Genomic DNA, 20,697 nt, shown 5'->3' with positions numbered 1-20,697 from the left:
GAAACAGCGATGACCAACGTGAACCGCGCCGACCTCGAGGAATTCCTGTTCCAGGAAGCCCTGCTGATCGACAACTGGCAGCTGCCGGACTGGCTGAAACTCTTCACCGACGACGCCCATTACTACGTCCCCTCGACCGACGTGGCCGAGGACGCGGCGGCGGAGAACAATCTGTTCTACATCGCCGACGACCGCTTCCGCCTCGGCGAGCGGGTGACGCGGCTGATGAAGCGGACGGCCCATGCCGAATACCCGCGCTCCAAGCTGCGCCATCTGATCAGCAACGTGCTGATCCGCAAGGCGGAAGGCGACCTGATCGAGGTCGGCTCGGTCTTCGTCACCTACCGCTCGAAGGATGGCCAGACCGACGTCTATTTCGGCTCGAACATCCACAAGCTGGTGAAGACCGGGGACGGCCTCCGCATCCGCGAGAAGCGCTGCATCCTCGCCAGCGACGGCCTGCGCCCGCAGGGCCGCGTCAGCTTCATCCTGTGAGCGCCGGCATGAGCGGGAAACTCGCCGGAAGGGTGGCGGTGGTGACCGGGGCGGCGCGGGGCATCGGCCTCGCCATCGCCGACCGCCTCGCCGCCGAGGGGGCAAGGCTCGTCCTTGCCGATCTCGACGAGGCGGCGCTGGCGGCCGCGGCGGCGGAACTCGGCGACCGTCACGGCGAAATGCCGGCGACCGAGGCCGGCGACCTGTCGCAGGAAGAGGTGGCGAAACGCCTGATCGCCAGGGCCGAGGAGGGCATCGGCGCTCTGGACATCCTGGTGAACAACGCGGGCGGGGGCATCATCCGCCCCTTCCTCGACCACACGCCCGAGACGCTGCGGACGACCATCGACCGCAATCTCTGGACCGCTATCTGGTGCAGCTATCACGCGCTGCCCGGCATGAAGCGGCGGGGCTATGGGCGGATCGTCAACCTCGGCGCCGATTCCGTGCGCAACGGCCTGTGGGACCATGCCGCCTATAACGCCGCCAAGGGCGGGGTTCACGGCATGACCAGCGGTCTTGCCCGCGAATTCGCCCGCGACGGCATCACCGTCAACACCGTCGCGCCCTGCGCGGTGAACAACGAGCAACTCGCCGCCTTCGTGGCGAAAGCCCCGGACGTGGCGCGGAAATTCATCGACGTCATCCCCATGGGCCGCGCCGGCGAAATGGCCGAGATCGCCTCGATGGTCGCCTATCTCGCCTCGGCCGAGGCGAGTTTCGTGACCGGGCAGGTGATCAGCGTCAACGGCGGCAGCACGATGCTCTGAAGGGAAGAAACATGACGCAAAGCGTGAAACTCTGCGCCCTCGAGGATATCCCGGAAGGCGAAATCCGGGGCGAGACCCTGCCCGACGGCTCGCGCATCGCCCTCTACAGGGTCGGCGGCACGGTCTATGCCACCGCCGACAAATGCACCCATGGCGAAGTTTCCCTGTCCGAGGAAGGCACGCTCGACGGTTGCACCGTCGAGTGCAGCTGGCACTTCGGCACATTCGACATTACGACTGGAAAGGCCACGGGGATGCCCTGCGAGGTAGCCCTGAAGACCTATCCGGTCGAATTGATCGAAGGAAACATCCATGTCGTCGTCTGACAACGCCGCCACGTCCACGACCCGCCGTCCGCGCGGCCGGCCCCGGATCAATCCGGTGCCCGACCAGCGCGCCCGCACCCAGGCCGAAAGGTCCGAGGACATGCGGCGGCGGATCGTCGACGCGGCGGCGCAGGTCATGGGCGCGCATGGCTATGCCGGCTTCCGCACCGCCGAGGTCTCCCGCGTCGCCGGGGTCTCGCGCGGGGCGCAGCTGCATCACTTCCCGACCAAGGACCAGCTGGTGGTCGCGACCCTGCGCCATGTCTATGGCGAGGCGCTGGAGCGCAGCCGCGAACGCGCGGCGGCCATCGACCCCGGCCGCGACATCCTCGACCAACTGATCGACGATGCCCGCGACTTCTTCTTCAGCAAGCCATTTCTCGTCTCGGTCGATATCGTCGTCTCGGCGGCGACCGATCCTTCCGTGCGCGACGAGGTGCTGGAAATCGCCCGCACCGCCCGCCTGCCGGTCGAGGTGGCCTGGACGAAAGCCCTGGTCGAGGCCGGCATCCCGGCAGAGACCGCGCCCGGCCTTCTGTCCATCGTGCTCGGCATCGTGCGCGGCCAGGCGCTGCGCAAATTCTGGGACGACGACCCGAAGAAGGACGAAATCCAGTTCGCCCTGCTGCGCGACATGGTCCGTGCCTATGTCGCGGCGCGGGTACCGGCAGCCGATATCAAGCCAAGGAAAAAGAAGACGTGACCGAACCCCTTCTCGTCGCGCCAGCCTATGCGCGCCTGCCCGTGACGGATCGCGCCGTCGCCGGCCAGTTCGCGGGCGATATCCTGGGGCTGCCGCCCGGCCCCGCCACCGAAGGCGCCGCCTGCTTCAGGGCGAGCCAGCACCAGAACGACCTGTCCTTCATCGCCGCCGACGCCAAGGCCGCCGCCGGCTTCGAGCTGCGGGACGACGCCGCCCTCGACGCGGCGGAGGCGGCCCTGACCGCCGCCGGCTTTGCCGCCCGCCGGGCCAGCCCCGCCGAATGCCGCGCGCGCCACGTCGATGCCGCCCTGCTGACCGCCGACCGCAGCGGCAATGCGCTCGACCTCGTGCTGCGACCCCATTTCAACGGCCGGCGCTGCCATCTGCTGCGCGACAGCGGCATCACCGGCCTGCACAGCATTGGCCTGCGCTCCACCGATCTCTCCGGCGATCTCGCCTTCTGGCAGGCCCTTGGCGCCGTGATCAGCGATTATGTCGGCGATATCGCCTATCTGCGTATCGACGGGCACCACCACCGTATCGCCCTGCATCCGGCGGCGCGCCCCGGCATCCTGAACGTCGCCTTCACGGTCGAAGGCCTCGATCATGTGATGCAGGCGCTCTATTTCGCGGGCGAGCGTCAGGTCCGCGTGCTGCAGGGGCCGGGCTGTCAGGCAGTCTCGGGCCTCGCCTTCCTGCATCTCGCGGGGCCGGAGGGGCATATTTTCACCCTGCTGGCCGGTGATGACAAGGTCGGGCCGAAGCCGCTGCGGCCGCGCCGCTTTGCCTTGACCGAAAGCTCGCTCTGCACCTGGGGCAGCGTCTGCACCGATGTTCCCGAATGGCGCACGGAGGCCGGCCGATGATCCGTCTCGACGATATCACCTATATCCGCCTCGGCACGCCCGACCTTGCGCTGGCCGAGGATTTCGCGACCCGTGTCCTCGGCCTCGAGGTGACGGAGCGGACGGCGAAGTCGCTCTATCTCCGCTCCGACGCGCGGGCGCATACGCTGTGCTATGTCGCGGGCGATCCGGCCGATCAGACCGCCGCCTTCGAGGTCGCGGATGCCGCCGAACTGGAGGCCGCCGCCGCCAGCCTCGAAGCCCTGGGCCACAGGGTCAGCGCCGGCACGGCCGGCGGGGCGGCGGAGCGCAAGGTGAAGGATTTCATCGCCTTCGACGATCCCAGTGGTAACCGCATCGAACTCGTGCTGAAGCCCGAATATCGCGGGCCGCGCTATGTCGGCGCGCGGGACGCGGCGATCACCGGTTTCAACCACATCGGCCTGAATTCGACCGATCCAGTGCGCGACGAGATCTTCTGGACCCGGGTCTGTAACGCCCGGGTCAGCGATCGCATCGGCGACATTCCGCTGATGCGGATCAACGCGATCCACCACACGCTCGCCCTGGTGCGGGCGGCGGGGCCGGGTATCCAGCACATCAACCATCAGGTGGCAGAGCGCGGCGACGTGCTGCGCAACTATCACCTGCTGCGCCGGAATAACGTGCCCATCGTCTTCGGCCCCGGCCGCCACCCGACCTCGGGCGCCAATTTCATCTACTTCCGGGGACCGGACGGCATGGTCTTCGAATATTCCTGCGGCGTCGACGAGATCAAGGACGAGGCCAGCCATCGCCCGCGCAGCTTCTCGTTCGAGCCCGCCAGCCTGTGCATGTGGGGCGCGAGGCCCGGCGGCCTGATCAAGGGCGCCTGAGCGAAACAAGAGGAAACCAGAGGAAACGACCATGACGACGCAAAGCCCCGAAATCGCCCGTTCGATCCGGACCGGCAGCTTCAACACCAATTGCCACGACCTTGGCGAAGGCAAGCCCGTGGTGCTGATCCACGGCTCCGGCCCCGGCGTGACCGGCTGGGCCAACTGGCGCCTGGTGATGCCGGACCTCGCCAAGCGCGTGCGCGTGCTCGCGCCCGACATGGTCGGTTTCGGTTACACCGACCGGCCGGAGGGTTTCGCCTATTCCCGCGCAGCCTGGATCCGGCAGCTGGTCGATCTGATGGACGAACTCGGCCTGCCGCAGGTCGATATCGTCGGCAATTCCTTCGGCGGGGCCATCGCCCTCGCCATGGCGATCCAGTATCCCGACCGGGTCGGCCGCCTTGTCCTGATGGGCAGCGCCGGCCTCACCTTCCCGGTGACCGATGGACTCGCCGCCGTCTGGGGTTACGAGCCGTCCTTCGAGGCGATGAAGGGTCTTCTCGACATTTTCGCCTATGACCGCCGGCTGGTGACCGACGAACTGGCCGAGCTGCGCTATCAGGCCAGCATTCGGCCGGGGTTCCAGGAATCCTTCGCCGCCCTGTTCCCGAAGCCGCATCAGCGCTGGCTCGACGCGCTGGGCAGCGATCCGGCCGAGATCGCCAAGGTGCAGCACCACACCCTGATCATCCATGGCCGCGACGACAAGGTGGTGCCGCTCGACGTCTCGCTCGGGCTGCACCGGCTGATCGAGCGCTCGGAACTTCACGTCTTCGGCCAGTGCGGCCACTGGGCGCAGATCGAGCACGCGGCGCGTTTCAACAAGCTCGTCGCCGACTTCATCGCGGATTGACCGGATCATGAGCGACAGCATCATTCAGGCGCTGGCCGACCGGCTGGACGCCGCCGGCCGTGACCGCGCCGCCATTTCGCCGATCAAGACCGAAATTGCCGATGGCCCTTCGGGCGCCTATGCGATCCAGGAGGTCAACACAAACCGGCGCCTCGCCGAGGGGCGGCGACTGGTCGGGCGCAAGATCGGCCTGACTTCGCCCGCGGTGCAGCGCCAGCTCGGCGTCGACCAGCCGGACTACGGCATGTTGTTCGACGACATGGCGGTGCCCGATGGCTGGGACGTCGCCGCCGACCGGCTGATCCAGCCGAAGGTGGAGGCTGAGGTCGCCTTCGTCCTCGGCCGCGATCTGACCGACGAGCGCCTGACCGTCGCCGACCTGCTGCGGGCGATCGACTTCGCCCTGCCGGCGATCGAGATCGTCGATTCCCGCATTGCCGACTGGAAGATCAGCTTCCTCGACACGGTGGCCGACAATGCCTCATCCGGCCTCTATGTCCTCGGCACCACGCCGCGCCTCCTGAAGGATATCGAGCTGCGCGACGCCAAGATGGCGATGACCGAGGGCGGCCGGCAGGTTTCCGCCGGTGTCGGTTCCGCCTGCCTCGGGCACCCGCTGAATGCCACCCTGTGGCTGGCGCAGACCATGGCGCGGCTCGGCCGGCCGCTGCTGGCCGGGGATACCGTCCTGTCCGGGGCCCTCGGCCCCATGGTCACCGTGGAACGCGGCCGTTGCTACGAGGCCGCCATCGAAGGGCTGGGCATGGTCCGGGCCGCCTTCGCCGCCAACAAGGAAGATTGATCATGGCCATCGAACAGGCCCCCACCTTCGCCGAGGCGCGCGCCTTCCTGCTGCGCCACCGCACCGATTACGATACCGCCTTCGCCGGCTTCCGCTGGCCCCGGCCGCGGCACTTCAACTGGGCGCTCGACTGGTTCGACGCCGTCCTGGCGACCGAGGCCGAATTCCGCGACCGTCCGGCGCTGCGCATCCACGATCCGGAGGGGGCGGAAATCTCCGTCACCTTCGCGCAGATGTCGGCGGCATCCAACCGGGTCGCGAATTTTCTGCGGGCGCAGGGCGTGAAACGTGGCGAGCGCATCCTGCTGCTGCTCGGTAACGTCGTGCCCTTGTGGGAATGCATGTTGGCCGCGATCAAGCTGGGGGCGGTGATCATCCCGGCGACGACCCTGCTGACGCCCGAGGATTTGGCCGATCGCCTCGCCCGGGGCCGTGTCCGCCACATCGTCACGGACGCCGCCCAGACCGGCAAATTCTCCGGCCTGCCCGGTGTCGACGCGGTCGGCCGCATCGTCGTCGACGGCAGCGCGCCGGGCTGGACCAGCCTCGCCGCGGCTCATGACGGCAGCCATGATTCTGCTTTCGTCGCCGATGCGCCGACCCCGGCGACCGATCCGATGCTGCTCTATTTCACCTCGGGCACGACGGCGAAGCCGAAGCTGGTGGTTCATTCGCACCAGAGCTATCCGGTCGGTGCCCTCAGCACCATGTATTGGCTGGGCCTGCAGCCGGGCGACGTGCATCTGAACATCTCGTCGCCGGGCTGGGCCAAACATGCCTGGAGCTCGTTCTTCGCGCCCTGGAACGCGGGCGCGACGGTTTTCATCGTCACCCAGCCGCGCTTCAATGCGCGTCAGCTTCTCGACGTTCTGGCAACGACAGGCGTTACCACCATGTGCGCGCCGCCCACGGTCTGGCGCATGTTGATCCAGCAGGACATGGCCGGCTGGAAGACCGCCTTGCGGGAATTGTGTTCGGCGGGCGAACCCCTGAACCCCGAGGTGATCGAACATGTCGAGCGCGTGTGGGGCCTGACCATCCGCGATGGCTATGGCCAGACCGAAACCACGGCGCAGATCGGCAATCCGCCGGGGCAGAAGCTGAAGGTCGGCTCCATGGGTCGGTCCCTGCCGGGCTACGGCCATGTGCTGCTCGACGCCGACGACAATGTCGCGGGTGAGGGCGAGGTTTGCCTGCCGCTATCGGGCGACGCGCGCCCGGCCGGGTTGATGCTCGGTTACGAGGTCGAGGGGCGGATGACCGCAACCGATGGCGAGGTCTATCGCACGGGCGATGTCGCGGAGCGCGACGCGGAAGGCTATCTGACCTTCGTCGGCCGGGCGGACGATGTCTTCAAGGCATCGGATTACCGCATCAGCCCGTTCGAGCTGGAGAGCATTCTGATCGAACATGAGGCGGTGGCCGAGGCGGCAGTGGTGCCGTCGCCCGATCCTTTGCGCCTCGCCGTGCCCAAGGCCTTCGTCATTCTCGCCGCGGGCGCGGCACCGGACGAAGCCACCGCGCGCTCGATCTATGTCCATCTGCGCGCCCGCCTCGCACCCTACAAGCGGGTGCGCCGCCTTGAATTCGTCGAGGAGTTGCCGAAGACGATCTCTGGCAAGATCCGCCGCGTCGATCTGCGCCGCACTGAAGAGGCAAGGGGCGAGCAATCCGCTCCGCAGGAGTTCGCGGAAAGCCAGTTCGCCGACCTCGCCTGATCCTCATTTTTTCCTGAAGTAACGCCGTGCGGCGCGGGTCATTCCCGCGCCGCTTTCTTTTTGCCGCCAGGCTCCCGCGGTTCAAACCGAAACGGGGGCAGGGGCCAACCTTCTGGCTGGTCCAATACCCAACCGCGACGGCCATTCTGCAGGCAAGAATGATTTCCGTTCGTATGCGTACCATCGGCGGGAATCGAACTAACAACATAAGTCGTAAGACATGCGGCTGGGGAAGGAAGCGATGACGGGACGTCTGCGCGCGGGGCATCGGTTTGCCCGGTTCCGAACAGTAATCAGATCAATTACCACCGGCGGGGCCGAAGCCTTCGCCTGATCCGGCGCGCCCCGCGGCGCGGCATCCCCCGGCGCCGGCCGTCGCCATCGACGACGGTTAGCCCCCATCTCGTGCTTATTCCAGCGGAAGGTTCGCGAAGGTGCAGAACTTCAGTTACCGCCTCTCACACGCGATCATGAACAATCGGGGCATCTCGATTCTCGTCATCGCCCTCATCACGGCCTTCTTCGGGTGGGGCTGCCGCAATGTCGAGCTGAAGACCATCTTCTCCGACCTGTTGCCGGCCGAGCATCCCTTCGTCGAGACGTTCAAGGATCACCCGAATTTCGGCAATCCGCTGACCGTGACCATCATGGTCAAGCGCACCGACGGCGATATCTATAACGTCGAGACCCTGCAGAAGATCTGGAACCTGACCCGTGACGTCGACCTGGCGCCCGCGGTCGACCATGACCAGGTGATCTCGATCTCGACCGAGAAAGTGCGCTACGCCGAGGCGACCCCCTATGGCATCGACACCCAGCCGGTCATGGGCGATTCGGCGCCGAAGAGCGCCGCCGACATCGAAGAGTTCAAGCGCCGGGTCGACATGGCGCCGCTGGCCCGCCGCTTTTACATTTCGCAGGACGGTACCGCGACCATCATCACGGCGACCTTCATCGAGCGCCTGCTCGATTACGGTCAGACTTTCGAATATCTCCAGGGCATCGTCGAGAAGGCGCGCGACGGTCAGCATGAAGTGCATATGGCGGGTATGCCGGCCCTGACCGGATGGGTCTATCGCTACCAGCAGCAGATGATCGGCATCTTCGCCATCACCGGCATCGCTCTCATCCTCTGCCTCGTGCTCTACATGCGCAATCTCGCGGGCGTGCTCTCGCCGCTCGTCACCTCCGTGGTCACGGCGATCTGGGGCTTCGGCTTCGTCGGCTGGCTCGGCCTTGCGATCGAGCCGCTGATCATGGTCGTGCCGCTGCTGCTCGTCGCGCGCTCGTTCAGTCATTGCGTGCAGTTCACCGAGCGCTATTACGAGATTTATCTGCATGTCGGTAACCGCCGGAAGGCGGCGGAAATCGCGCTCTCGGTCATGATGGCGCCTTCCGTGCTCGGCATTTTCACCGATGTCGCCGGCCTGCTGCTCATCGCCGTCGCGCCGATCCCTGCCATGGAACGCTTCGCGGTGTTCTGCGGCTGGTGGGCGGCCATGCTGGTGCCGGCCAACGTCTTCCTGTCGCCGCTGGTGCTCTCGTTCCTGCCGCCGCCGAAGAATGTGCGCCAGATCACCGGCGCCGACGGCGACCACGGCCTGCACGCTGCCATCAAGCGCTTCCTCGGCCATGTCGCCACGCTGACCTATGGCCGCGCGGCCCGTGTCACGACGGTCGTGTTCCTGATCATCACCGGGGTCTCGACCTACGAGTTCCTGCAGATGAAGGTCGGCAACCCGGTCGAGGGCAGCAACATCCTCAAGGAAGATGGCGAGTTCAACACGGCGGTCGCGGCGATCAATCGCAGCTTCCCCGGCGTGAACACGCTCGAGATCGTGCTCGAGGCCAAGAACCAGACCAATCCCGACCGCGTCGCCCGCCAGGCCGAGACGATCGCGATCATGGCCAAGCTGCAGTATCTGATCGAGCACATGGACAATCCGCCCCGCGCGAGCCTGTCCTTCGCCGACTATCTGCCCGAGGCCAACCGCCTGTTCGCCGGCGGCAACCCGAAGTGGTCGCCGCTCGATCCGACCAACGAGGCGACGGGCGCGGCGGTGGGCGCGGTCATGCTGGGCACCAGCCCGAAGGCCTTCCTGCATGTCACCGACTTCGAGCAGCAGAACGCCACGGTCTCGCTCTGGTACAAGGACAACAAGCAGGAAACGGTCGATCACGCCCTGGCCCAGGTGCGCAAGGCGGTCGAAATGGTGGGTGCCGATCACCCCGCCTTCACCATCCGGCTGGCGACGGGCACGATCGCCCTGCAGCAGTCGATCAACGACACCGTCGCGCATTACGAATACATCATCCTCGGCGCGCTCAACCTCGTCATCCTGATCGGTTGCGCGCTGGCCTATCGCTCGATCACCGCCGGCTTCTTCCTGCTGATCCCGGTGAACCTTGCCAACCTGTATCTGGGCGCGGTGATGGTCGAACTCGGCATCGGCCTCGACGTCAACACCCTGCCCATCGCCTCGATCGGCATCGGCGTCGGCATCGACTACGGCATCTATCTGCTCTCGCGCATCTGCGAGGAATATCAGGCGACCAAGCGTTACGATCACGCCATCCGCGCGGCGATCATGACCACCGGCAAGGCGATCTTCTTCACCGCCTCCATCGTCGCGGTCGGCATCCTGCCCTGGTATTTCCTGTCGGACCTGAAGTTCCTCGCCGACATGGGCCTGCTCCTCGTCATGGTCATGACCATCAACATGGTCCTCGCCATTGTCGTCGTGCCGCTGATGGTCTGGCTGTTCAAGCCGCACTTCGTAACCCGCGACGACCTGCTGGTCGGCGAATCCATCGACCTGTCCCAATACACCGAAGGCCGCGCCCTCGAGCAGGCCGAGCTGAAGCCCATGGCGGCGGCGCAGTAATGCGCCGCACGACCAGAATCCATATCCATCGGGAGGAATAAACATGCATATCCGCAAGTACGATGCCGGCTTCAGTCGTCGTCAGTTCCTGGAACGGACTGCCAAGGGCGTGGTCGCCGCCGGTGTCCTGCAGCCGCTGTGGCCGCTGATCGCCAATGCGCAGGACACCGCCAAGGCCTATCCGGAAGAGCTGCAGTCGATCGACGCCTATACCAAGGGCAAGATCAAGACCGGCGACATCGTCGATGCCGGCAATGTCGATATCGTCAAGGACCTGCTCGATCCCATTACCTTCAAGCAGATCAAGGAAATGGGCCGGCGGATCAAGATCGTGAAGACCGCGACCGATCCCCTGGTGCTGAACAGCAACAAGTATCTGGAGGCGACCGTCCGCAATGCCGGCAAGGCCAAGCTCGACGGCGCTGGCAATGTCGTTACCCAGGACGGCAAGCGCTGGATCGGCGGCAATCCCTTCCCCAATGCCAAGACCGGCGAGGAGGTCTACGCCAATCTGTCGTTGTCGTGGGGCCGTAACGATGTCGGTTTCTACGCCCTGCGCGACTGCGACATCTCGCCTTCGGGCGAAATCGCCTACAAATACGATTTCTGCTGGGTGGAGCAGAACGTTGCCGGCCTGACCAGCGATCCGAACAAGCCCTATCTCGAGGGCTTCGACGACATGCTGCGCTTCCAGACGGTGTTCTTCTCGTCCCCGAACGACGTGCGCGGCACCTCCTTCCTGTCGAACCATTTCTACGACCAGAGCAAGTTCCCCGACCTGTTCGGTTACCTGCCGGCCTTCAAGCGCGAACGCCGCTTCCCGACCAACCAGCGTTTCGAGCCGCTGGTGCCGGGTCTGACCCTGTTCCTGTCGGACGCCTGGCACGCGGGCGATCCGATGCTGACCTGGGGCAACTACAAGATCGTCGACACCAAGCCGCATCTCGCGGCGGCGGGCTCCAACTGGCACGGTGACCGGCCGGGTTGGGAGCCGGAAGTGCATGGCGGCCCCAAGGGCATCAGCTTCTATGAATATGAGTATGAGCTGAAGCCTGAAGTCCTGGTCATTGATTCCGAGCCGACCGGCTACCCCCGCGCCCCGGTGGGCAAGCGCCGCACCTATGTCGACGTTCGCAACATGCAGGGCCTGGTCAGCAACACCTATGACCGCCGCGGCGAGCTGTGGAAGCTGGTCGAGGCGCCCTATGGCCGTTACGAGCGCAATGGCAAGACCGTGAAGGATGGCAACGGCGAGGTGGTGTGGTCGGTGCAGTCCTGCATGGCCCACGACATCCAGTCCAATCGCCTCAGCCGGTTCTACATGGCGGAGGAAATCGGCGGCGGTTACAAGCCGAGCTGGAACAGCGGCAATCTCTACGAACAGTTCCTCACCATCCAGGCGATCCGCCGCCTCGGCAGCTCGTGATGTGGCGGGGGGAGAGGTCCATGCGTATCCGTGGCCATCTCGCCCTGGCCCTGACCCTGTCCCTCGCCGGCCTCGCGCCGGCGGGGGCCTCGGCCGGGACCATCGGCTTCGACGTCCTGAATCAGGGCACCGCGCATGAAGCGCTTTACTGCCTCAGCCGCGACAACGACCGCATGGTCGCCGTCGGCGCGCCCAACCTGATCTTCGACAGCGCCGACGGTGGCGCGACCTGGAAGCGGGACGCGACGGCCTCCTTCACCGGCGCGCCCTTCGGCTGTCAGCTCAAGGACGGCATGGGCCTCATCGTCGGCCAGCAGGGCCTGATCCTGTGGCAGGACGGCGGCACCTGGTCGGTCGTGCCCAAGGTCAGCGACGCGCGCCTGTTTTCCGTCGACATGAACGCGGCCGGTCTCGCTGTCGCCGTGGGCGGCTTCGGCACCATCCTGATCTCGACCGACGCTGGTCGCAGCTGGGCGCCGGTGAGCTATGACTGGTCGACCACCAATACCGAAGGTTTCGAGCCGCACGTCTATGCCGTCTCCGTGTCCGAGGACGGGACGATTGTCGCGACCGCGGAATTCGAGTCGATCCTCCGCTCCACCGATCAGGGCAAGACCTGGGCGTTGGTGCACAAGGGCACGGCGTCGCTGTTCGATATCGCGATCGGCGAGGATGGCATCGGTTACGCCGTCGGCCAGGAAGGCCGTGTGTTGCGGACCGCGGACAAGGGCGTCAGCTGGAGCGTGGTCGACACGAATGTCACCACCAATCTCCTCGGCGTCAGGCGCAACGGCGCCGGCAAGGTGCTGGTGACCGGGCTTCGCTCGCTGCTTGTCGGTGCCGACGATGGCTCGGCGCTGGCGCCCATCGCCCCCGGCGACATCGCGACCGGCTGGTACCAGGGCATCGCCCGGGGCGGCAATGGCGCCTGGCTGCTCGGTGGGCAGGCAGGGCGCGTGGTCAGGGTGACCGCGGAATAAGCGCCGAACACGAACGAAAACGAGCGGGGACGTCAGGGGGAATGAAACATGAAGCGTTCTGAAAAAAGGTTGATCGCCGGCCTTATGGGAAGCTGCGCGCTGGTCGGTCTGGTGATGCCTGCCTTTGGTGTCGATTTCTCGATATCGGGTTTCGTCCAGCAGCAGATCGCCGTGAAGATCACGGACCAGGAGAATCCGAACAATCAGGCGGGCGATCCCTTCAACGGCAAGAAGGTGCCGCTCGAGCCGCTGGGCGCGGACCTGGGCAGCCTGCAGGCCGTGAACAACCTCCTGTCGTCCCTGTCGCTGCCGCAGCTCAACGATCTGACCAATCCGCTCCTTGGCTCGTCGGTGACCGTGCCGCCGACCGGGTACCGCGACGTGCGCTCGACCAGCAACGATTTCAACCTGATGATGACCCGCATCGAGGTCAACATGCAGGCGGCGATCGACGCGAACTGGAGTGCGTCGGCGACGGTGCGCGCGGTCTATGACTGGAACCCGTACAAGGACGTTTCGGGCAACAATAATTTCTACGAGACCCAGTTCCACAGCGGCGGGGGCGGCACGCCGCTCGAATACGCCGAAAAGGACTTCATGGTCGACCTGCCGAACGCGACCATCAATTACACCAACGGCTCCTTCTACGCCAAGCTGGGCAATCAGCAGATCGCCTGGGGCGAGGCGGTGTTCTTCCGTGTCATGGACGTGCCGAACGGGCTCGACCTGCGGCGCCACCTGATCCTCGACCCGGGGCTCGAGGAATATTCCGACAAGCGCGTGCCGGGCCTTGGCCTGCGCATGTCCTATCAGCTGACGCCCGACTGGGAAGTGGAAGGCTTCATCCAGAAGTTCGAGCCTTCGATCTTCCCGACGCCGTCGTCGCCCTACAACCTCATTCCCGACCAGTTCACGTTGCACGAACGCTATCGGGGCTATGCCGATGACCTGTGGAATGTCGGCGGTCGTATCCGGGCCCAGCTCGGCGATCTCGGCCTGCAGTTCATCGCCGTCTCGCGTCATAACCCGGACGGTGCCATCCGCTGGACGAAATCCGGCGTCGACAAGGATATTCCGATCCTGCCCGGCTCGGGCAAGACCCTGGCCGAAACCCCGTTCGAGGTCGATCAGGAGCGCGGCGTGAAGAGCCAGGAGGAATGGTTCTATTACGCGGGGGCGGTCCGCCTCGATGGCGTGCAGGCGCTCAATTCCGCGGTCGACGATTTCCAGCCGTCGACCGGCGCGCTCACGGCCTATAACGTCGGCGAAGATCCCGCTTTGGCCCGCGCGGAACTCGATACGTTCTTCTGGCTGTCCGGCGGCCTGCGCGGTCATATCGAACGGATTTTCCCCTACGAGAATGTCTTCGGCGCCAGCGCCAATTATGTCTTCAGCGGCTCGCCGGGCTCGTTCATGGAGCAGCTGATCGGCCGCGTCGAGCTGACCTACACGCCGAACAAGGTCTATACGGCCCCTTCGCTCGGCAAGGATTTCCTGGTCGAGGACGAGTGGGCCTTCGCCGCGGTGGCCGAGAAATGGTATCGCTGGAGCGAGGATTTCCCGGCCGCCTATCTGGTCGCGCAATATATCTACAAGTCGGCCAGTGACCTGTTCAGCCGTAATCTTCAGGGTTATGGCGGCGACGAGAACGGCCTCCACGGCGGGATTTCCAATTATCAGGCGGTCGCCTTCGCCGGCTTCCAGCCGTCGCCATCGCTTGAATGGCGTTTCGAGTGGGCCGTGCTCTACGACCTGCGCGGCGGCTGGTACATCCAGCCGGGTGTGCGGTGGAAGCCCGACGACAAGTGGCAGGTCGATCTGCACGCCACGGTGATCGCGGGCAAGGACGACAACAAGAATGCGGTTTCGTCGATCGACTTCGCCGACGAGATTTCGCTGCGCGTGACCTATCAGTTCTGATCGCCGGCCCTCCTCCGGCTCCACTGGGGGGAACGGACCTGTTCCGTTCCCCTCTCTTTTTGAAACGTGGAGGGCTCATTTCTCCCAAGGCCGGATCTCCCCCGGCTCACCTCGAGGGGGACCGGCCTTGCCGGTTCCCCTCCTTTTTTTTTCGGGAAGACAAGATGCATATCCGTCGCTTCGACGCGGGCTTCACACGCCGGCATTTCCTCGATCAGATAGCGCGGGGTGTGGTTACCGCCGGTGTTCTCGCGCCGCTCTGGCCCGCGATCGCGGCCAAGGGCACGGCCGACGCCGCCTTTCCGGACGAATTGCTGTCGATTGAAGCCTATACCAAGGGCAAGCTCGCTCCCGGCAAGGACATCGACGCCGGCAATGTCGATCTGGTGGCCGACCTGCTCGATCCGATCCAGATCGCGCAGATCAGGACCATGGGCCGGCGCCTGCGCCTGGCACCGGAGACCAAAGACGTCATGCGTCTCTCGCCCTGGGAATACATGGAGGCGACGCTGCGCAACGCCGGCAAGGCACGGTTCGACGCCAACGGTAATGTCGTCAACGAGGACGGGCGCCCCTGGATCGGTGGCAATCCGTTTCCCGCGACCACCAATGGCCTCGAGGCTTTCGCCGGCCTCACCCTGTCGTGGGGACGGCACGATTCATGCGTTTATGCCATCAAGGAATGCGACGTCGGCACCAAGGGCGATGTCGACTACCGCTATGAGGCGATCTGGGCCGAGATGTCGCCGGTGGCCCGCGTCGCCATGGACCCCAGGCCCTATCTCGAGGGCGATGAGGACAAGCTGCGTTACCAGTCGATCTTCTTCATGTCGCCCGACGATGTGCGCGGTGGCTCCTTCCTCAACATCTGGCCCTACGACCAGCGGGAGTTTCCCGATCTTTTCGGCTATGTGCCGACCTTCAAGCGCATCCGCCGCTATCCCACCAACCAGCGTTTCGAGCCGATGCTGCCCGGCTCCGATCTCTATCTGTCCGATGCCTGGGCTGCGGGCGATCCGTTCCTGACCTGGGGCAATTACAAGGTCGTCGCCACCGGGCCGGCGCTGGCGCCCTTGTCCGGTAACTGGTCCAGCGCGCGGGAGAACTGGCAGGTACCGACCCATGGCGGCGCCAGGGGCAACACTTTCTACGATACGGCGGTCGAACTGGTGCCGCAGACGATCACGGTCGAGGCGGAACCGGTGAAGTTTCCGCGCGCACCCGTCTCGAAGAAGCAGGTGCGTTTCGACCTGCGCACCATGCTGCCCATCGGCATGATCAGTTTCGACCGGCGCGGCGACCTGTTCCGCTCGTTCGATGGCGCCTATTCGCTCTATGATGACGGATCATCGCGTGTGATGGATGGCCAGCATCCCTATTGGTCGTGGACCCACGTCCATGCCTATAACGTCCAGACCGGCCGCATGACCCGGATCGAACAGGTGGCGAAACTGTCGTCCGGGGACCGGATGCGCGTGAACGATCAGGAGATTTACGATCTCTATCTCAATCAGGGCGCGATGCAGCGCCGGGGACGTTGAACCCCGGCGCCGCCACGGGTGTCAGCGCTTGCCGGTGCTGGCGTCCGTGAATTTGTCGTAATGGATCGAGGCCAGCGGCAGGCCGAGGCGGGTCAGTTCGGCGATGGCGGCGTCGATCATGCCGGGCGGCCCGCACATGTAACCCTGGAATTCGGCGCGCTCGCCTTCGGGCAGGGCGGCGGCGACATGTTCGGTCACGAGGCCGCGCAGGCCCGTCCAGCCGCTGTCCGCCGGCTCGTGACTGAGCACGGGGATGAAACGCAGGGACGGCAGCCAGTCGCGGGCGATCTCCTCGATCTGCTCGACCTTGTAGAGATCGGCCTGCGTGCGGGCACCGAACAGCATGACGCAGCGCCGCCGCACGCGGTTCTTCCGCGCGTGCTGCAACAGACTGAGCAGGGGCGCGAGACCGCTGCCGCCAGCGATGCAAACGATGGGGGCTTCGCCGCCCCGCAGGTAGAAATGGCCGTGGGGACCGTTCACCGCGACCTCGGCGCCGTCGAGCGCGCCCGAAAACAGCTTCTCGGTGAACTGGCCGCCGGGAACCTTGCGGATGAAGAAACTGATGTCCTGGCGGCCGCCGCGCTCCGGTGCCGTGGCGAAGGAATAGGAGCGGGCGGGCAGGCCGGCCACGGTCAGGTCGGCGTATTGCCCGGCGACGAATTCCATCGGCCGGTCGAGAGTGATCGTCACGGCCTTGATGTCATGCGTGAGGTCTTCGACCGAGGCGATGCGGCCGCTGAATTGCGCGGGTGCGGGCAGGTCGCTGCCGGCGCTCTCGATCTCGACGGTGATCGGACCCTTCACGAGGGCCTGACAGGCGAGAATGTAACCGGCGTCGAGCTCCTGTTTCGACAAGGTATAGCCAAAATCGGTGATGGCGGAGACGCGGCCCTCGGTCAGGCGGCACTTGCAGGAACCGCAGGTGCCGACCGTGCAGTTGTGCGGGAAGGCGACCCCCTGAGAGAGCGCCGCCTCGAGCAGGGTCTGCGATCCGTCAACGGTGACTTCGACGCCGAGCGGGTTGATTTTCGCCACTCGCGGCTCGCTCCGGCCGAAGAGTTTCTTGAGCAGACTTGCCATGGTTCTCTGTCGCAATTCACCGTTGACGGAAGTAAGGGCTCAGCGCGAGATCGCGCTGGCCAGGAACTGCCGGATGGCATCGCCATAGGGCGGTCGAAGGAAGTACTCGGCTTCCGGCGCCTTGCTCTGGCGATAGATCGACTTGGCGTGGCTGAAGGCGAGGAAGCCGGCCTTGCCGTGATAGGCGCCGCTGCCCGAGCCGCCGACGCCGCCAAAGGGCATGTTCTCGGCGAAGGCATGACTCATGACGTCGTTCACCGTCACGCCGCCCGAGGTGGTGCGGTCGAGCACGAGCCGTTCCTCAGCCTCGTCCTGGCCGAAGAAATAGAGCGCGAGCGGGCGGGGCCGGGCATTGACATAGGCGATGGCCTCCTCGACCGCGCGATAGGTGCGCACGGGCAGCAGGGGGCCGAAGATTTCGTCCTGCATGATCTTCGCGTCGTCAGGCGCGTCGATCACTAGGGTCGGGGGCAGGCGGCGGGCTTCCTGCTGGCTGAAATCCTCGCCCGCCGGATTGATCTCGACGATCCGCGCGCCCTTGACCCTTGCGTCGTCGATATAGGAGCGCAGCCGGTCGTAATGGCGCTGGTTGATGATCGAGGTGTAATCCGGATTGTCCTTCAGCGTCGGGAACATGGCCGCGACGGCAGAGGCGGCGGCGGTGGAGAACTCCTCCACCTTGCCTTCGGGCAGCATCACGTAATCGGGCGCGAGGCAGATCTGGCCGGCGTTCAGGGTCTTGATCGTCATCACCCGTGCGGCCGCGTCGGCGATGGGCGCGCTTTCTGAAACGATGACTGGGGATTTTCCGCCCAGTTCGAGCGTGAGGGGCACCAGATTTTCGGCCGCCGCCCGGGCGACATGCTTCGCGACCGAGGTCGAGCCGGTGAACAGGATGTGATCGAAAGGCAGGGTGGCGAAATGGGCGGCGACACCGGCATCGCCGGTAACCACGGCGATTTCGCTCTCGTCGAAGGCGCCTGCGATCATGTCGCGCAGCAGCTCGGAACAGGCGGGGGTGAATTCCGACGGCTTGATGATGGCGCGGTTGCCCGCGGCGACCACGCCCGCGAGGGGGGCGAAGGTCAGGTTGAACGGGAAATTCCACGGGCTGAGGATGCCGACGACGCCGAGCGGCTGATATTCGACGCGGGCCACGGCGTCGGGGAAGGCAGCCTCGAACGACTCCGGCCGCATCCAGTCGCGCAGGTTCTCGCGGGCGAATTTCAGCGAGCCGATCACGGCGAAGACATCGGCCAGCAGGGTGGCGACGCCGCTGCGATTGCCGAAATCCTCGTTCGCGGCGGCGATAATGTCGTCCTGGCGGTCGACCATCAGGCCGATCAGGCGGTCGAGCCAGGCGATGCGCGTCTCGGCGCTCAGGGGGCCCGCGGCCAGATGCGCGGCTTTCTGGACCTGCAGCAGACGCTCGAGCTCTCGCTGCTGTGTCGTGAAGGCGGCTGTGTTCATGGCGAGGTTCCCTTCCAGCGTTCCCATTGTTCTCTTCTGCCTGGCCTATGGAATCGGACAGGGCTCGACGGATGGAAGACCGCGCCGGGAATGGCGGAAACCGACGAAAGGATGGCGGACCGAAATACGGGCGCGGCGGGTCCGGTGATCGGGCCAACCTTCCGTCGGGCGCGGCGGGCGAGGGGATGCCCCACACTCGCCGGCAGTGTGTGGCGGAGCGTGCATCGCCCCGCCGCCATCATGGATGCCGGACCGAAGTCGGGTAACGAAAGCCCGCCGGCACAGCACGGGAGGACCGCGAGGATGTATTCATACCTGATCTATTATGTGCCGGTGCTCGTCCAGTTGGCGACGGCGGCCGGCTTCGTCGCCGGTGGCGACTGGGTCTTCATCGGTATCGCCAGCTTTCCGTTCTTCGCGCTCCTCGACAGCATCCTGCCCGACGACATGTCGGTGCGGCGCATCAAGAGCAAGTCGATTGCCTATATCCCGGTCTGGCTCAGCACCATCCTGTCGCCCGCGCTCTATCTCGTCGCCGCCTGGCAGATCGGTCAGGGCGAACTGACCGGCTGGCAGCTCGTCGGCTGCGCCCTCAGCTGCGCCTGGCTCGGCGTGGTGCCGCTGGTGCCGTCGTCGCACGAACTTTACCATCAGCGCAGCGCCCTTGCCCGTTTCGTCGGTCATTACGCCCAGGTCTGCTATCTCGACTGCACGCGCGACATCGCCCATGTCATCGGGCATCACATCGACGTGGCGACGCCGAAGGATGGCGATACCGCGGCCCGCGGCATGAGCCTTTACGGCTTCACCGGTCCTGCCATCTTCCGCAGCACGCGGGAAGCCTGGGGCGCTGAAAGCGACGCGCTCGAGAAGCGGGGCAAGGGCCGCTGGTCGATCGGCCATCGCCTGTACAAGGCGATCGTGGCGCAGACCCTGTTCCAGCTGGCGATCTTCCTGATCGGCGGGTGGACCGCCCTTGCGGTCGGCATCGCCGGCGTGCTGATCGCCCGGGTCTGGGTCGAATCCTTCAACTACTTCCAGCATTATGGCCTGATCCGGGTCGAAGGCGCGCCCATCGCCCGGCGTCACGTCTGGAACCATCTCGGTTTCTTCTCGCGCGTGATGGCCTATGAGATCACCAACCACGCCGACCATCACCTGGACTCCTACCAGACCTTCTACAATCTGGTGCCCGACCGCACCGCCATCCGGATGCCCAGCGTCTTCGTCTGCTTCCTGTCGGCGCTGATCCCGCCGCTCTGGCACAACATGATCATCAAGCCGGCGCTGAAGCGGTGGGACAACGAGTTCGCCTCGGCGGAGGAGCGCAAGATCGCCCGCGAACAGAACCGCCTGGCCGGCTGGCCCGACTGGTTCGACGAAGCCGAGGCCGGCGGCAAGCCCGCAGGGGCGTCGCAGGCGGCCTGACCGCCTCCAGCGGCAGTGAAATCTTCGGGCCGGGCGTTTGCCCCGGCCCGTTTCCTTGAATCGGGGGTTTATATGAGCAGCAGTCTTCAGGCGCGCATGATCGGGCATGGCGCCCTCATCATGCTCGTGGCATTCGGCGCGGGCGTGGGGTTGTTGATCAGCCTGCTCGGCGGGCTCGAGCTGATACCGGGCAGCATCACGCCCATCGACATCTTCGGCACGACCGATGCCTGGGTGCGGGCCCATCTGGGCGGGATGCTGAACGCGATCCTGGTGATCGTCATCGCACTCGCCCTGCCGGTGCTGGATTTCGGCGAGCGGGGCGCCCGTACCGTCGGCTTCATGCTGGTCGGCACCGGCTGGGCGAACACATTGTTCTATTGGGCGGCGCTGCTTTCATCCAACCGCGCCTTGACCTTCGGCGCGAACCGCCACGGTGACAGCAACTGGATCGCCTGGATCGGGCTTGCACCGGCCCTGCTCTTCACGGTCCTGATCATCATCGCCTTCGTCATCATCGCGCGCCGGGCATTCGCCCGGCGCTGACGAGACGCGGATGATCGGCGTGAAGAAC

At 65.5% G+C, this 20,697-nt stretch carries 18 protein-coding genes; 16 read left to right on the top strand and 2 right to left on the bottom strand.

The genetic code is table 11. The annotated features are described in order from the left end of the window. The first annotated feature begins 9 nt into the window (after positions 1 to 9). From DKG74_RS05715 to DKG74_RS05650, 14 genes are all read left to right on the top strand, one after another. Complete coding sequence (locus DKG74_RS05715) at positions 10 to 495, top strand: aromatic-ring-hydroxylating dioxygenase subunit beta (RefSeq protein ID WP_109903803.1); 486 nt, start codon at positions 10 to 12, stop codon at positions 493 to 495. Positions 496 to 503: 8 nt separating this feature from the next. Next, entirely contained in the window at positions 504 to 1,265 is a 762-nt protein-coding gene (locus DKG74_RS05710) for an SDR family oxidoreductase (protein ID WP_109903533.1), read from the top strand. 11 nt (positions 1,266 to 1,276) lie between these two features. Beyond that, on the top strand, positions 1,277 to 1,591 hold the full coding sequence (locus DKG74_RS05705) for a non-heme iron oxygenase ferredoxin subunit (RefSeq protein ID WP_109903531.1): 315 nt from the start codon (positions 1,277 to 1,279) through the stop codon (positions 1,589 to 1,591). Then, the gene (locus DKG74_RS05700; protein ID WP_109903529.1) at positions 1,578 to 2,294 is read left to right on the top strand and encodes a TetR/AcrR family transcriptional regulator; all 717 of its coding nucleotides are present in this window, start codon (positions 1,578 to 1,580) and stop codon (positions 2,292 to 2,294) included. The genes DKG74_RS05705 and DKG74_RS05700 overlap by 14 nt, the downstream gene beginning before the upstream one ends. After that, the gene (locus DKG74_RS05695) at positions 2,291 to 3,160 is read left to right on the top strand and encodes a VOC family protein (protein ID WP_109903519.1); all 870 of its coding nucleotides are present in this window, start codon (positions 2,291 to 2,293) and stop codon (positions 3,158 to 3,160) included. The genes DKG74_RS05700 and DKG74_RS05695 overlap by 4 nt, the downstream gene beginning before the upstream one ends. Then, positions 3,157 to 4,014, top strand: a complete 858-nt coding sequence (locus DKG74_RS05690; RefSeq protein WP_109903801.1) for a VOC family protein — start codon at positions 3,157 to 3,159, stop codon at positions 4,012 to 4,014. Before DKG74_RS05695 ends, DKG74_RS05690 begins: the two co-directional genes overlap by 4 nt. Positions 4,015 to 4,045: 31 nt before the next feature. After that, positions 4,046 to 4,870, top strand: a complete 825-nt coding sequence (locus DKG74_RS05685; RefSeq protein WP_109903517.1) for an alpha/beta fold hydrolase — start codon at positions 4,046 to 4,048, stop codon at positions 4,868 to 4,870. A 7-nt stretch (positions 4,871 to 4,877) separates the two neighbouring features. After that, positions 4,878 to 5,672 (top strand): 2-keto-4-pentenoate hydratase, encoded by a 795-nt coding sequence (locus tag DKG74_RS05680; RefSeq protein WP_109903515.1) that lies wholly within the window; start codon positions 4,878 to 4,880, stop codon positions 5,670 to 5,672. Positions 5,673 to 5,674: 2 nt separating this feature from the next. Beyond that, the gene (locus DKG74_RS05675; protein WP_109903513.1) at positions 5,675 to 7,390 is read left to right on the top strand and encodes an AMP-binding protein; all 1,716 of its coding nucleotides are present in this window, start codon (positions 5,675 to 5,677) and stop codon (positions 7,388 to 7,390) included. Positions 7,391 to 7,860: 470 nt separating this feature from the next. Next, positions 7,861 to 10,275 carry an efflux RND transporter permease subunit gene (locus DKG74_RS05670; protein ID WP_207779245.1) on the top strand — a complete coding sequence of 805 codons (2,415 nt, stop codon included), beginning with the start codon at positions 7,861 to 7,863 and terminating at the stop codon, positions 10,273 to 10,275. A 43-nt stretch (positions 10,276 to 10,318) separates the two neighbouring features. Beyond that, on the top strand, positions 10,319 to 11,701 hold the full coding sequence (locus tag DKG74_RS05665; RefSeq protein ID WP_109903509.1) for a DUF1329 domain-containing protein: 1,383 nt from the start codon (positions 10,319 to 10,321) through the stop codon (positions 11,699 to 11,701). Positions 11,702 to 11,721: 20 nt separating this feature from the next. Then, complete coding sequence (locus tag DKG74_RS05660; protein WP_109903507.1) at positions 11,722 to 12,681, top strand: WD40/YVTN/BNR-like repeat-containing protein; 960 nt, start codon at positions 11,722 to 11,724, stop codon at positions 12,679 to 12,681. 48 nt (positions 12,682 to 12,729) lie between these two features. Beyond that, positions 12,730 to 14,601 carry a DUF1302 family protein gene (locus DKG74_RS05655; protein WP_109903505.1) on the top strand — a complete coding sequence of 624 codons (1,872 nt, stop codon included), beginning with the start codon at positions 12,730 to 12,732 and terminating at the stop codon, positions 14,599 to 14,601. Positions 14,602 to 14,765: 164 nt separating this feature from the next. Further along, a complete protein-coding gene (locus tag DKG74_RS05650) occupies positions 14,766 to 16,142 on the top strand; it encodes a DUF1329 domain-containing protein (protein WP_109903503.1) in 1,377 nt (458 codons plus the stop codon). Positions 16,143 to 16,163: 21 nt separating this feature from the next. Here the strand turns inward: DKG74_RS05650 and DKG74_RS05645 are convergent, their stop codons facing one another. Together DKG74_RS05645 and DKG74_RS05640 are read right to left on the bottom strand one after the other, a co-directional pair. Next, positions 16,164 to 17,225, bottom strand: a complete 1,062-nt coding sequence (locus DKG74_RS05645) for a 2Fe-2S iron-sulfur cluster-binding protein (RefSeq protein ID WP_109903501.1) — start codon at positions 17,223 to 17,225, stop codon at positions 16,164 to 16,166. A 39-nt stretch (positions 17,226 to 17,264) separates the two neighbouring features. Beyond that, positions 17,265 to 18,695 carry a coniferyl aldehyde dehydrogenase gene (locus DKG74_RS05640; protein WP_109903499.1) on the bottom strand — a complete coding sequence of 477 codons (1,431 nt, stop codon included), beginning with the start codon at positions 18,693 to 18,695 and terminating at the stop codon, positions 17,265 to 17,267. Positions 18,696 to 18,998: 303 nt separating this feature from the next. Between DKG74_RS05640 and DKG74_RS05635 the strand changes: the two genes are divergently transcribed. Continuing rightward, entirely contained in the window at positions 18,999 to 20,123 is a 1,125-nt protein-coding gene (locus DKG74_RS05635; protein ID WP_109903497.1) for an alkane 1-monooxygenase, read from the top strand. Between the two features lie 72 nt (positions 20,124 to 20,195). Beyond that, positions 20,196 to 20,669: a styrene-oxide isomerase StyC gene (styC, locus tag DKG74_RS05630; RefSeq protein WP_109903495.1), complete on the top strand. Its 474-nt coding sequence runs from the start codon at positions 20,196 to 20,198 to the stop codon at positions 20,667 to 20,669. The last annotated feature ends 28 nt before the right edge of the window (positions 20,670 to 20,697 follow it).

The organism is Zavarzinia aquatilis (assembly GCF_003173035.1).
Taxonomy (GTDB): Bacteria; Pseudomonadota; Alphaproteobacteria; order Zavarziniales; family Zavarziniaceae; genus Zavarzinia; species Zavarzinia aquatilis.
Note: the sequence above shows the minus strand (reverse complement) of the source record. Positions and strands in the feature narration are given on the sequence as shown.

Bases quoted from the DNA above. Each gene is read 5' to 3' on its own strand.
- DKG74_RS05715 (WP_109903803.1), top strand. From the start codon at position 10: ATGACCAACGTGAACCGCGCCGACCTCGAGGAATTCCTGTTCCAGGAA.
- DKG74_RS05710 (WP_109903533.1), top strand. From the start codon at position 504: ATGAGCGGGAAACTCGCCGGAAGGGTGGCGGTGGTGACCGGGGCGGCG.
- DKG74_RS05705 (WP_109903531.1), top strand. From the start codon at position 1,277: ATGACGCAAAGCGTGAAACTCTGCGCCCTCGAGGATATCCCGGAAGGC.
- DKG74_RS05700 (WP_109903529.1), top strand. From the start codon at position 1,578: ATGTCGTCGTCTGACAACGCCGCCACGTCCACGACCCGCCGTCCGCGC.
- DKG74_RS05690 (WP_109903801.1), top strand. From the start codon at position 3,157: ATGATCCGTCTCGACGATATCACCTATATCCGCCTCGGCACGCCCGAC.
- DKG74_RS05685 (WP_109903517.1), top strand. From the start codon at position 4,046: ATGACGACGCAAAGCCCCGAAATCGCCCGTTCGATCCGGACCGGCAGC.
- DKG74_RS05680 (WP_109903515.1), top strand. From the start codon at position 4,878: ATGAGCGACAGCATCATTCAGGCGCTGGCCGACCGGCTGGACGCCGCC.
- DKG74_RS05675 (WP_109903513.1), top strand. From the start codon at position 5,675: ATGGCCATCGAACAGGCCCCCACCTTCGCCGAGGCGCGCGCCTTCCTG.
- DKG74_RS05670 (WP_207779245.1), top strand. From the start codon at position 7,861: ATGAACAATCGGGGCATCTCGATTCTCGTCATCGCCCTCATCACGGCC.
- DKG74_RS05665 (WP_109903509.1), top strand. From the start codon at position 10,319: ATGCATATCCGCAAGTACGATGCCGGCTTCAGTCGTCGTCAGTTCCTG.
- DKG74_RS05660 (WP_109903507.1), top strand. From the start codon at position 11,722: ATGCGTATCCGTGGCCATCTCGCCCTGGCCCTGACCCTGTCCCTCGCC.
- DKG74_RS05655 (WP_109903505.1), top strand. From the start codon at position 12,730: ATGAAGCGTTCTGAAAAAAGGTTGATCGCCGGCCTTATGGGAAGCTGC.
- DKG74_RS05650 (WP_109903503.1), top strand. From the start codon at position 14,766: ATGCATATCCGTCGCTTCGACGCGGGCTTCACACGCCGGCATTTCCTC.
- DKG74_RS05645 (WP_109903501.1), bottom strand. From the start codon at position 17,225: ATGGCAAGTCTGCTCAAGAAACTCTTCGGCCGGAGCGAGCCGCGAGTG.
- DKG74_RS05640 (WP_109903499.1), bottom strand. From the start codon at position 18,695: ATGAACACAGCCGCCTTCACGACACAGCAGCGAGAGCTCGAGCGTCTG.
- DKG74_RS05635 (WP_109903497.1), top strand. From the start codon at position 18,999: ATGTATTCATACCTGATCTATTATGTGCCGGTGCTCGTCCAGTTGGCG.
- styC (WP_109903495.1), top strand. From the start codon at position 20,196: ATGAGCAGCAGTCTTCAGGCGCGCATGATCGGGCATGGCGCCCTCATC.